Source organism: Pseudomonas sp. GW823-FHT01D03, from assembly GCF_058798255.1.
Window position 1 is genome coordinate 2876441 of record NZ_JBXAKK010000001.1, and the last position, 12367, is coordinate 2888807.

Here is a 12367-nt window from a genome sequence, read left to right on the forward strand (position 1 = left end):
ATTTTTTGCGCAGGCCCCTGACAATTTTCTGTCAGGGCATAGGTCGTCGGACAATTTCGTGGTTAACTTCGGCCACTTGCATGCTCAATAACCACGTTAAGAAGGACTAAAGTCATGGCTCAAGTCACCCTCAAAGGCAACCCGGTTCAAGTCAACGGCCAGTTGCCACAAGCCGGTTCCAAGGCGCCAGCCTTTTCCCTGGTTGCCGGCAATCTGTCCGACGTCACCCTGAAAGACTTTGCCGGCAAGCGCAAAGTGCTGAACATCTTCCCAAGCGTTGATACCCCGACCTGCGCCACTTCGGTACGCAAGTTCAACGCTCAGGCCAACGAACTGGCCAACACCGTGGTGCTGTGCATCTCGGCTGACCTGCCATTCGCCCAGGCCCGCTTCTGCGGCGCCGAAGGCCTGGAAAACGTGCAGAACCTGTCGACCCTGCGCGGTGCCGAGTTCATCGAAAACTACGGCGTAGCCATCGCTGACGGCCCGCTCAAAGGCCTGACCGCCCGCGCCGTGGTAGTGCTGGACGAGAACGACAACGTTCTGCACAGCGAACTGGTCAAGGAAATCGCTGAAGAGCCGAACTACGACGCAGCACTCGCCGTTCTGAAATAAGCGCTTTTACAATTGTTAACGGCCTGGCCCTGTCCAGGCCGTTTTCATTTGTGTATCAGTGTTTTGCCTCACACCTTGAAACGTAAGTTGAAGGTAAATTGCCGGTAAAGCTGCTTTGCTTAAATCCGATCAGTGCTTATCGTTCAGCCTCCCGTAAAAGAAGCCCACGCGCCCAATGGTTAATCAATCCATGCAATCGTCCCCTCGCAATTCCCGTCGCTGGCTAATCAGCCTGCTCGTCCTGTTGGTCATCGCCGTTTTGTGCTGGAAATTCTGGCCCGCCGGTTCGGCCCACAAGGAGGGCGCCGACAAGGCGGCGAGCGGCCACGCCGGACGTTCGGGGATGATGCGGCCGGGCTTCGGCGGCGCGGCCGGGCCGATTCCGGTGCGGGTGGCGCCGGCGGTCACGGGGGACTTCCCGCTGTATTACAAGGCACTGGGGACGGTGACCGCGCTCAACACCATCAATGTGCGCAGCCGGGTCGGCGGTGAACTGGTGAAGATCAACTTCGAGGAAGGGCAGATGGTCAAGGCTGGCGACCTGCTGGCAGAGATCGATCCGCGTCCGTACCAGAACGCCTTGCTCCAGGCTGAAGGCACCTTGCTGCAGAATCAGGCGCAGTTGAAAAACGCACAGGTCGACGTCGAGCGTTATCGCGGTCTGTACAAGGAAGACAGCATCGCCAAGCAGACCCTGGACACCGCCGAAGCGCTGGTCGGCCAGTACCTGGGCACGGTCAAGACCAATCAGGCGGCGGTCAACGACGCCAAGCTCAATCTCGAATTCACCAAGATCCGCGCACCGATTGCCGGTCGCGTCGGCCTGCGTCAGGTCGACGTCGGCAACCTCGTCGCCGCCAACGACACCACGTTCCTTGCGGTCATCACTCAGACCCAACCGATCAGCGTGGTCTTCACCCTGCCGGAAAACAGCCTCGAAACCGTATTGGCGCGCTACCACAGCGGCGCCAAACTCCCGGCCGAGGCATGGGATCGCGGCGATACCAAGATCCAGGCCAGCGGCGTGCTGCAAAGCCTCGACAACCAGATCGACGTCGCCACCGGCACCCTGAAATTCAAGGCCCGTTACGATAACCGCGACCAGTCGCTGTTCCCCAATCAGTTCGTCAACGTCCATCTGCTGGCCGATACCTTGAAAGGCGTGGTACTGGCACCGTCGGCGGCGATTCAGTTCGGCACCAACGGCACGTTCGTTTACGCATTGGACGGCGACAAGAAAGTCACCATCCGCCAACTGAAGATCGGCGCCAGTGACGGCACCAACACCGTGGTCACCGAAGGCCTCGCCGCGGGCGATCGCGTGGTGCTGGAAGGCACCGACCGCCTGAAGGAAGGCAGCGAAGTGGAAGTGGTCAACGACAGCAATGACGTGCCGACCACCCCGACCGGGCACCTGCAGGGCAAACCCGCCGCCAGTGCACCGGACGCCGCCGCGGCTGACAAGGCCAAGAAGGGCGCATGAACATTTCGCGGCTGTTCATCCTCCGTCCGGTAGCCACTACCCTGAGCATGCTGGCCATTGTGCTGGCCGGCCTGATTGCCTATCGCCTGCTGCCGGTCTCGGCCTTGCCGCAGGTCGATTATCCGACCATTCGCGTCATGACCCTGTACCCCGGCGCCAGTCCGGACGTGATGACCAGTGCCGTCACCGCGCCGCTCGAACGTCAGTTCGGGCAGATGCCGGGCCTGACGCAAATGGCCTCGACCAGCTCCGGCGGCGCTTCGGTGCTGACCCTGCGTTTCAGCCTCGACATCAACATGGACGTCGCCGAACAGCAGGTGCAGGCCGCGATCAACGCCGCGACCAATCTGCTGCCGACCGATTTGCCGGCGCCGCCGGTGTACAACAAGGTCAACCCGGCGGATACCCCGGTGCTGACCCTGGCGATCACCTCGAAAACCATGCTCCTGCCCAAGCTTAATGATCTGGTCGATACGCGCATGGCGCAGAAGATCGCCCAGATCAGCGGCGTCGGCATGGTCAGCATTGCCGGCGGTCAGCGGCAGGCGGTGCGGATCAAGGTCAACCCGGAAGCCCTCGCGGCGAACAGCCTGAACCTTGAAGACGTGCGCACGCTGATCGGCGCGTCCAACGTCAACCAGCCAAAAGGTAACTTCGACGGCCCGACCCGGGTCTCGATGCTCGATGCCAACGACCAGCTGACGTCGCCCAAGGACTACGCCAACCTGATCCTCGCCTACAAGAACGGCGCGCCGTTGCGTCTGAAGGATGTGGCGGAAATCGTCGATGGCGCGGAGAACGAACGTCTCGCCGCGTGGGCCAACCAGAATCAGGCAGTGCTGCTCAATATCCAGCGTCAGCCGGGCGCCAACGTGATCGAGGTGGTCGACCGGATCAAGGCGTTGCTGCCGAGCATCACCGATAACCTTCCGGCCGGCCTCGACGTTACCGTGCTCACCGACCGCACCCAGACCATCCGCGCCTCGGTGACTGACGTGCAGCACGAACTGCTGATCGCCATTGCGCTGGTGGTGATGGTGACGTTCCTGTTTTTGCGGCGTGCCAGCGCGACGATCATCCCGTCGGTGGCGGTGCCGCTGTCGCTGATCGGCACGTTTGGCGTGATGTATCTCGCCGGGTTCTCGGTCAACAATCTGACCTTGATGGCGCTGACCATCGCCACCGGTTTTGTGGTCGACGATGCGATTGTGATGCTGGAAAACATCGCGCGCTTCATCGAGGAGGGTGACAGCCCGATGCAGGCGGCGCTCAAAGGCGCGAAGCAGATCGGCTTCACCCTGATCTCCCTGACCCTGTCGCTGATCGCGGTACTGATTCCACTGCTGTTCATGGCTGACGTGGTCGGACGGCTGTTCCGCGAGTTCGCCATCACTCTGGCGGTAGCGATCCTGATTTCCCTGGTGGTCTCGCTGACCCTGACGCCGATGATGTGCGCGCGCTTGCTCAAACGTGAGCCGGAAGCCCACGAGCAGGGCCGCTTTTACCGGGCCAGCGGCGGCTTCATCGACTGGATGATCGCCGCCTACGGGCGCAAGTTGCAGTGGGTACTCAAACACCAGCCGCTGACCCTGTTGGTGGCTATCGGTACGCTGGCGCTGACGGTGTTCCTATATATGGTGGTGCCCAAGGGCTTTTTCCCGGTGCAGGACACCGGGGTGATCCAGGGGATCTCCGAAGCGCCGCAGTCGATTTCCTTCGCGGCCATGGGCGAGCGTCAGCAGGCGCTGGCCAAGGTGATTCTCGAAGATCCGGCGGTGGAGAGCCTGTCGTCCTACATCGGCGTCGACGGCGACAACGCCACGCTCAACAGCGGTCGTCTGTTGATCAACCTCAAGCCCCACGGCCAGCGTGACCTGAGCGCCACCGAAGTGATCGCGCGCCTGCAACCGCAACTGGACAAACTGGTCGGCATCCGCCTGTTCATGCAGCCGGTGCAGGATTTGACCATCGAGGATCGGGTCAGCCGTACCCAGTACCAATTCAGTATGTCCTCGCCGGATTCTGAACTGCTCAGCCAGTGGAGCGGGCGTCTGGTCGAGGCACTGGCCCAGCGTCCGGAGCTGACCGACGTCGCCAGCGATTTGCAGGACAAGGGTTTGCAGGTCTATCTGGTGATCGACCGCGATGCGGCTTCGCGCCTCGGTGTGTCGGTGCAGAACATTACCGATGCGTTGTATGACGCCTTCGGCCAGCGGCAGATCTCGACCATTTACACCCAGGCCAGCCAGTATCGCGTGGTGCTGCAGGCACAGGCCGGGGAAAAGATCGGCCCGGCGGCGCTGGATCAGATTCACGTCAAGACCACTGACGGTGCGCAAGTGCGCCTGTCGAGCCTGGCCCATGTCGAGGAACGTCAGGCGCAACTGGCAATCACCCACATCGGCCAGTTCCCCGCCGTGATGATGTCGTTCAACCTCGCATCCGGCGTGGCGCTGGGGCATGCGGTGGACATCATCGAACAGGTGCAGCAGGACATCGGCATGCCGATTGGCGTGCAGACCCAGTTCCAGGGTGCGGCCGAAGCGTTTCAGGCCTCGCTGTCGAGCACTTTGCTGCTGATTCTGGCGGCGGTGGTGACCATGTACATCGTGCTCGGCGTGCTTTACGAAAGTTACATCCACCCGATCACCATTCTCTCGACCCTGCCGTCGGCGGCGGTGGGAGCCTTGCTCGCGTTGCTGCTCAGCGGCAATGACCTGGGCATGATCGCGATCATCGGCATCATCCTGCTGATCGGTATCGTCAAGAAGAACGCGATCATGATGATCGACTTCGCCCTCGACGCCGAACGCACCCAGGGCATGGCGCCGGAGCAGGCGATCTATCAGGCGGCGCTGCTGCGCTTCCGGCCGATTCTGATGACCACGCTGGCGGCGCTGTTCGGCGCGGTGCCGTTGATGCTCGCCACCGGTTCCGGGGCTGAATTGCGTCAGCCACTGGGTCTGGTGATGGTCGGCGGCTTGCTGGTGAGCCAGGTACTGACTCTGTTCACCACGCCGGTGATCTACCTGTATTTCGACCGTCTCGGCCGGCGCTTTGGCAAGACCAATGCTGACCGCGAAGAGGTTTCGGTATGACTGTCCGTACACATACCCCTTGTAGGAGTGAGCCTGCTCGCGATAGCGGTGTGTCTGTCCCTACCGATATTGAATGTGCCGACCTCATCGCGAGCGGGCTCACTCCTACAGGGGAGTGCGGTGAAAGTAAGGATCTTGGTCAATGAACCTCTCCGGTCCTTTCATCAAGCGCCCGGTCGCGACCATGCTCCTGAGTCTGGCGATCATGCTGCTGGGCGGTGTCAGTTTCGGTCTGTTGCCGGTGTCGCCGCTGCCGCAAATGGACTTCCCGGTGATCGTGGTCCAGGCCAGTCTGCCCGGCGCCAGTCCCGAGGTCATGGCGTCCACGGTGGCGACGCCGCTGGAGCGGTCGTTCGGCGCGATTGCCGGCGTTAACACCATGAGTAGCCGCTCCAGCCAGGGTTCGACCCGGGTCATTCTGCAATTCGACCTCGACCGTGACATCAACGGCGCGGCGCGGGAAGTGCAGGCGGCGATCAATGCTTCGCGCAACCTGTTGCCGAGCGGGATGCGCAGCATGCCGACCTACAAGAAGGTCAACCCGTCGCAGGCGCCGATCATGGTGCTGTCGCTGACGTCGGACGTGCTGGAAAAAGGCCAGCTCTATGACCTGGCCTCGACCATCCTCTCGCAGAGCCTGTCCCAGGTGCAGGGTGTCGGTGAGGTGCAGATCGGCGGCAGTTCGTTGCCGGCGGTGCGTATCGAACTTGAACCGCAGGCGCTGAACCAGTACGGCGTGGCGCTCGACGATGTGCGAGAGACCATCGCCGGGGCCAACGTGCGCCGGCCCAAGGGCTCGGTCGAAGACGGCGAGCGCCTGTGGCAGATCCAGGCCAACGACCAGTTGGAGAAAGCCAAGGATTACGAGTCGCTGATCATCCATTACAAGGACGGTGCGGCCCTGCGTCTGAAGGACGTGGCCAAGGTCAGCGACGGCGTCGAAGACCGTTACAACAGCGGCTTCTTCAACGATGACGCGGCGGTGCTGCTGGTGATCAACCGCCAGGCCGGCGCCAACATCATCGAGACGGTCAACGAGATCAAGGCGCAGTTGCCGGCGTTGCAGGCGGTACTGCCGGCCAGCGTCAAGCTGAACCTGGCGATGGATCGCTCGCCGGTGATCAAGGCCACGCTGCACGAAGCGGAAATGACCCTGCTGATCGCCGTGGCGCTGGTGATTCTGGTGGTGTTCCTGTTTCTCGGGAATTTCCGCGCCTCGCTGATTCCGACGCTGGCAGTGCCGGTGTCGCTGGTCGGCACCTTTGCGGTGATGTACCTCTATGGCTTCTCGCTGAACAACTTGTCGCTGATGGCGCTGATTCTGGCTACCGGACTGGTGGTGGACGATGCCATCGTGGTGCTGGAGAACATCTCCCGGCACATCGACGAAGGCGTCAAGCCGATGCAGGCTGCCTATCTCGGGGCCAAGGAAGTCGGTTTCACCTTGCTGTCGATGAACGTGTCGCTGGTGGCGGTGTTCCTGTCGATCCTGTTCATGGGCGGGATTGTCGAGAGCCTGTTCCGCGAGTTTTCCATCACCCTGGCAGCAGCCATCGTGGTCTCGCTGGTGGTCTCGCTGACGCTGACTCCGATGCTCTGCGCGCGCTGGCTCAAGCCGCACACGCCGGGCCAGGAAAACCGTTTGCAACGCTGGAGCCGCCGGACCAACGACTGGATGGTCGGCAAATATGCGACCAGCCTCGATTGGGTGCTGCGCCATCGGCGTCTGACCTTGCTCAGTCTGATCATCACGGTCGGGGTCAACGTTGCGCTGTACGTGGTGGTGCCGAAGACGTTCATGCCGCAGCAGGACACCGGCCAGTTGATCGGTTTCGTCCGGGGTGACGACGGTCTGTCGTTCAGCGTGATGCAGCCGAAAATGGAAACCTTCCGCCGCGCCGTGCTCAAGGACGAAGCAGTGGATAGCGTCGCCGGGTTTATCGGCGGCACCAACGGCACCAACAACGCGTTCATGCTGGTACGGCTGAAGCCGATCAAGGAACGCAACCTGTCGGCGCAGAAAGTCATCGAACGCCTGCGCAAGGAAATGCCCAAGGTGCCCGGCGCCCAGTTGATGCTGATGGCGGATCAGGACCTGCAGTTCGGTGGTGGCCGCGAGCAGACCACCTCGCAATACAGCTACATCCTGCAAAGCGGCGATCTGGGGGCGTTGCGCGAGTGGTACCCGAAAGTGGTGACCGCGCTGCGCGCACTGCCCGAGCTGACTGCAATCGACGCCCGCGAGGGCCGTGGCGCGCAGCAGGTGACGTTGATTGTCGACCGTGATCAGGCCAAGCGCCTGGGAGTCGACATGAACATGGTCACGGCGGTGTTGAACAACGCCTACAGCCAGCGGCAGATTTCGACGATCTACGACAGCCTCAACCAGTATCAGGTGGTGATGGAGGTCAATCCTAAATACGCGCAGGATCCGGTGACGCTCAATCAGGTGCAGGTGATTACCGCTGACGGTGCGCGGATTCCGTTGTCGACCATCGCCCATTACGAAAACAGCCTGGAAGACGACCGTGTCAGCCACGAAGGCCAGTTCGCTTCCGAAAGCATCGCGTTTGACATGGCCGAAGGCGTGACCGTGGAGCAGGGCAGTGCCGCGATCGAGCGGGCGATTGCCAAGGTCGGTCTGCCGGAAGACGTGATCGCGAAAATGGCCGGCACCGCCGATGCGTTTGCCGCCACGCAGAAGAGTCAGCCATTCATGATCCTCGGTGCGCTGCTGGCGGTGTATCTGGTGCTCGGTGTGCTGTATGAAAGCTACATTCACCCGTTGACGATCCTTTCGACCTTGCCGTCGGCCGGGGTCGGTGCGTTGCTGTCGATCTATGCGCTGGGCGGCGAGTTCAGCCTGATCTCGCTGCTCGGATTGTTCCTGTTGATCGGGGTGGTGAAGAAAAACGCGATCCTGATGATCGATCTGGCGCTGCAACTGGAGCGCCATCAGGGCCTGTCGCCGCTGGAGTCGATCCGCAGCGCCTGCCTGCAACGGCTGCGGCCGATTCTGATGACCACCCTGGCGGCCATCCTCGGCGCCTTGCCGTTGCTGCTCGGCCGCGCGGAAGGCGCAGAAATGCGCCAGCCGTTGGGCCTGACCATCATCGGCGGCCTGATCTTCAGCCAGGTATTGACCCTTTACACCACGCCTGTGGTTTACCTCTATCTCGACAAGCTGCGCCACCGCTTCAACAAGTGGCGCGGCGTGCGTACTGACGCCGCTCTGGAAACTCCGCTATGACTGACCGTTCGCTTCTCAATCTGGCCACTGCGCGCGGTTCGCGCTTGTTGAGCCTGTCGCTGTGCGTGGCGATGCTCAGTGCCTGCGCCGTCGGCCCGGACTATCAGCGTCCGCAGACCGCCGAGGTCGCGCAATACAAAGAGGCCGAAGGCTGGCGTCAGGCCAATCCGAGCGACTCGCTGGCGCGCGGCGCCTGGTGGGAGTTGTATGGCGATCAGCAGCTCAATGGCCTGATCGAAAAACTTAACAGTTCCAACCAGACTGTCGCGCAATCCGAAGCGCAGTTCCGTCAAGCCCAGGCCTTGGTGCGCAGCGCCCGTGGGGCGTTTTATCCCAGTGTCGACCTGAGCGTGGGCAAGACCCGCTCCAGCCAAGGCACCGGCAGCAGCAGCTCAAGCCTGAGCAGTTCTGCCAGCGGTATTCGCGATACCTACAACGCGCAGTTGGGCGTGAGTTGGGAAGCGGATATCTGGGGCAAATTGCGCCGAGGCCTGGAAGCCAACGAGGCCAGCGCCCAGGCGAGCTTCGCCGATCTGGCCGCGATGCGCCTGAGCCAGCAGTCGGAGTTGGTGCAGAACTACTTGCAACTGCGGGTCATCGACCAGCAGAAACGCCTGCTTGAAGCCACCGTCGCGGCCTACGAAAAATCCCTGCAAATGACCCAGAACCAGTACCGCGCGGGGATTTCCGGGCGTGATGCGGTGGCGCAGGCGCAAACCCAGTTGAAAACCACTCAGGCCGATCTGGTCGACCTGATCTGGCAGCGGGCGCAGTTTGAAAATGCCATCGCCGTGCTCACCGGGCAGGCGCCGGCCGAATTCAGCATCGCCGAAACCCAGAACATCCCGAATCTACCGCAGATTCCCCTGAGCCTGCCGTCGCAACTGCTGGAACGCCGCCCGGACATTGCCTCGGCGGAGCGCTCGGTGATCGCCGCCAACGCCAATATCGGCGTGGCCAAAGCGGCGTACTACCCCGATCTGACCTTGAGCATGAGCGGCGGCTACAGCAGCAGTACCTCGAAAAATCTCTTAACGCTACCTAACCGTTTCTGGTCGGTCGGGCCGAAACTGAACTTGCCGATATTCGACGGTGGCATCCGTTCGGCCGAAGTTGATCGCACCGAGGCGGCGTACGATCAGACCGTCGCCAAGTATCGCCAGACCGTACTCGATGGCTTCCGTGAAGTGGAAAACTATCTGGTGCAATTGAAAGTTTATGAAGACGAGGCGGCGGTGCGTCAGGAAGCACTGGATGCCGCGCGCGATTCGCTGCGCCTGACCCAGAATCAGTACAAGGCCGGGTTGATTGCCTACATCGACGTGGTCGTGGTGCAAGCCACGGCGCTGAGCAACGAGCGGACTGTGCTGAACATTCTGCAGAGCCGCCTGATTGCCAGCGTGCAATTGATTGCAGCGCTGGGTGGCGGCTGGGACGGACAACTGGCCACCGAATAACCTGTGTAGGAGTTGCGGCACGCTGCGATCTTTTGATCTTTAAAAGCAAGGTCAAAAGATCGCAGCTTGCCGCAGCTCTTACAGGTTGTGATGGTTGTTCCAGAGCCTCGAAAAACCATCAAACAAGCGTTTCATCGGCTTGATGGCAAAATGATTACTTTGTCAGTGCGTTCTTCCGCGCAATCAGTACAATCGCCGCATTTGCCCGGCCGAGAATGGACGCAGTACGGCGTGGGTGGTCGCGAGAATCTTCATGCTCATCGGTAATTATTCCTTCACCCTGGTTTTCATTTCTTTGTGTGTGGCGATCCTCGCGTCCTACACCGCGCTCGACCTGACCGGGCGCATCGCCAGCGCCCGTGGCCGTGCAGTGCATTTCTGGACGGCGGGCGGCGCGCTGGCAATGGGGGTCGGCGTCTGGTCGATGCACTTCATCGGCATGCTCGCCTTCAAGCTGCCGATCGAACTGGGTTACGACATTGCGATTACCGCGCTGTCGCTGCTGATTGCCGTGCTGTCCTGCGGGTTTGCCTTGTGGCTGGTCAGCCAGCCGAGACTGCCGATCCTGCAGTTGGGTTTCGGCGCCCTGATCATGGGCGCCGGCATCAGTGCAATGCATTACACCGGCATGGCCGCGCTGCGCATGATGCCGGGCATCGATTACGACCCGACCCTGTTCGGTGCCTCATTGCTGATCGCGGTCGGGGCCTCGGCGGCGGCGTTATGGATCGCCTTCCGCCTGCGTCAGCACTCGCCTTATGTGCGTCTGATTCGAGGTGGTGCGGCAGTGATCATGGGCATCGCGATTGTCGGCATGCACTACACCGGCATGGCCGCCGCGCAGTTTCCTGACGGCAGTTTCTGCGGCGCGACGCTCGACGGCCTCAAGGGCAACGGCCTCGACAATCTGGTGCTGATCACCACGCTGGCGGTGCTGTCGATCGCCTTGCTCACTTCGATTCTCGATGCGCGCCTTGAAGCGCGTACCGCCGATTTGGCGCATTCGCTGACCCTGGCCAACCGTGAACTGACGCAACTGGCATTGCACGACACCCTGACCGGTCTGCCGAACCGCATGCTGCTGGACGACCGGATTAATCAGGCGATGAAGAAGGTCGAGGAGCAGGGCGGTTGTTTTGCGTTGATGTTTATCGATCTGGACGGTTTCAAACCGGTCAACGATGCCTTCGGCCATCACATGGGCGACCAGTTGTTGCGCGAAGTCGGGGTGCGCCTGCGCGAAGATCTGCGCAGTCAGGATACGCTGGCGCGGATCGGCGGCGACGAGTTCGTGCTGCTGGTGCGCCTGAGCGAACCCGACGATGCACTGGGGCTGGCCGCGCGTCAGGTCGGGCTGCTTGGTCAGGCGTTTCGCGTGGCCGAGCACGACTTGCAGATTTCTGCCAGCGTCGGCATCGCCCTGTACCCGGGCAACGGCCTGAACGCTCAGGAATTGCTGATGAACGCCGACGCGGCGATGTATCACGCCAAGGGCAGTGGCAAAAACGGTTACAGCTTCTTCGATGCCTCGATGAACAGCAACGCGCGCAAGCAGTTGCAGCTGTTGCAAGATCTGCGCGCCGCGCTGGAGCACAGTCAGTTCAGCCTGTATTTCCAACCCAAATTCGACGCCGCCAGCGGTCGTCCGGTCGGTGCCGAAGCACTGCTGCGCTGGCAGCATCCAATGCAGGGCATGTTGCTGCCGGACAAATTTATCGATCTGGCAGAGAAGACCGGCCTGATCATCGCCATCGGTGAATGGGTGCTCAATGAAGCTTGCCGGCAGATGCGCGAATGGTACGTGCTCGGTTACACCGACTGGCGCATCGCGGTGAACCTCTCGGCCTTGCAGTTCTGTCACGCGGGGCTGGTGCAGAGCGTGGCCAGGGCGCTGGCGACGCATCATCTGCCGGCCAATAGCCTGACCCTGGAAATCACCGAAACCACGGCCATGAGCGACGCCGATGCGAGCATGAAGGTGTTGCAGGAGTTGTCGGACATGGGCGTCGACCTGTCGATCGACGACTTCGGCACCGGCTATTCGAGCCTGATGTACCTCAAGCGCTTGCCGGCCAACGAGCTGAAGATCGACCGCGGTTTTGTCCGCGATCTGGAGCGCGACAGCGACGACGCGGCCATCGTCTCGGCGATTGTGGCGCTGGGCCAGGCACTGGGTTTGCGGATTGTTGCCGAGGGGGTCGAGACCGGCGTGCAGCAGGATTTCCTCACGCAGTTGGGCTGTGATTCGTTGCAGGGTTATCTGTTGGGCCATCCGATGCCGGCGGATCGCTTCATGCAGAACATTGCCCGTGGAGAGGCTCTGGCCGCTGTCTGACTGCATTCTGTGGCGAGGGAGCTTGCTCCCGCTGGGGCGCGAAGCGGACCCGTTTTTACTCGGTTGTACCGTATTGGCCGGATTCACGGCTGCTTCGCAGCCGAGCGGGAGCAAGCTCCCTCGCCACAA

Annotated in this window: 6 protein-coding genes; all 6 read left to right on the forward strand. The window is 61.6% G+C overall.

What is annotated here, in order from left to right:
• Positions 1 to 114: 114 nt before the first annotated feature.
• The 6 genes from tpx to AC1RBR_RS12550 all read left to right on the forward strand — a co-directional run bounded on the left by tpx (position 115) and on the right by AC1RBR_RS12550 (position 12238).
• On the forward strand, positions 115 to 615 hold the full coding sequence (gene tpx, locus AC1RBR_RS12525; RefSeq protein WP_007968505.1) for a thiol peroxidase: 501 nt from the start codon (positions 115 to 117) through the stop codon (positions 613 to 615).
• Between the two features lie 175 nt (positions 616 to 790).
• Positions 791 to 2098, forward strand: a complete 1308-nt coding sequence (locus tag AC1RBR_RS12530) for an MdtA/MuxA family multidrug efflux RND transporter periplasmic adaptor subunit (protein ID WP_027613731.1) — start codon at positions 791 to 793, stop codon at positions 2096 to 2098.
• Complete coding sequence (locus tag AC1RBR_RS12535; protein WP_492564677.1) at positions 2095 to 5196, forward strand: MdtB/MuxB family multidrug efflux RND transporter permease subunit; 3102 nt, start codon at positions 2095 to 2097, stop codon at positions 5194 to 5196. The genes AC1RBR_RS12530 and AC1RBR_RS12535 overlap by 4 nt, the downstream gene beginning before the upstream one ends.
• A gap of 142 nt (positions 5197 to 5338) precedes the next feature.
• Positions 5339 to 8446 carry an efflux RND transporter permease subunit gene (locus AC1RBR_RS12540; protein ID WP_492564679.1) on the forward strand — a complete coding sequence of 1036 codons (3108 nt, stop codon included), beginning with the start codon at positions 5339 to 5341 and terminating at the stop codon, positions 8444 to 8446.
• Positions 8443 to 9903, forward strand: coding sequence for an efflux transporter outer membrane subunit (locus tag AC1RBR_RS12545; protein WP_095135560.1), 1461 nt, complete (start codon positions 8443 to 8445; stop codon positions 9901 to 9903). Before AC1RBR_RS12540 ends, AC1RBR_RS12545 begins: the two co-directional genes overlap by 4 nt.
• Positions 9904 to 10156: 253 nt before the next feature.
• Positions 10157 to 12238, forward strand: a complete 2082-nt coding sequence (locus AC1RBR_RS12550; RefSeq protein ID WP_492564681.1) for a putative bifunctional diguanylate cyclase/phosphodiesterase — start codon at positions 10157 to 10159, stop codon at positions 12236 to 12238.
• The last annotated feature ends 129 nt before the right edge of the window (positions 12239 to 12367 follow it).

Bases quoted from the DNA above. Each gene is read 5' to 3' on its own strand.
- AC1RBR_RS12550 (WP_492564681.1), top strand. From the start codon at position 10,157: ATGCTCATCGGTAATTATTCCTTCACCCTGGTTTTCATTTCTTTGTGT.
- AC1RBR_RS12545 (WP_095135560.1), top strand. From the start codon at position 8,443: ATGACTGACCGTTCGCTTCTCAATCTGGCCACTGCGCGCGGTTCGCGC.
- AC1RBR_RS12535 (WP_492564677.1), top strand. From the start codon at position 2,095: ATGAACATTTCGCGGCTGTTCATCCTCCGTCCGGTAGCCACTACCCTG.
- tpx (WP_007968505.1), top strand. From the start codon at position 115: ATGGCTCAAGTCACCCTCAAAGGCAACCCGGTTCAAGTCAACGGCCAG.
- AC1RBR_RS12540 (WP_492564679.1), top strand. From the start codon at position 5,339: ATGAACCTCTCCGGTCCTTTCATCAAGCGCCCGGTCGCGACCATGCTC.
- AC1RBR_RS12530 (WP_027613731.1), top strand. From the start codon at position 791: ATGGTTAATCAATCCATGCAATCGTCCCCTCGCAATTCCCGTCGCTGG.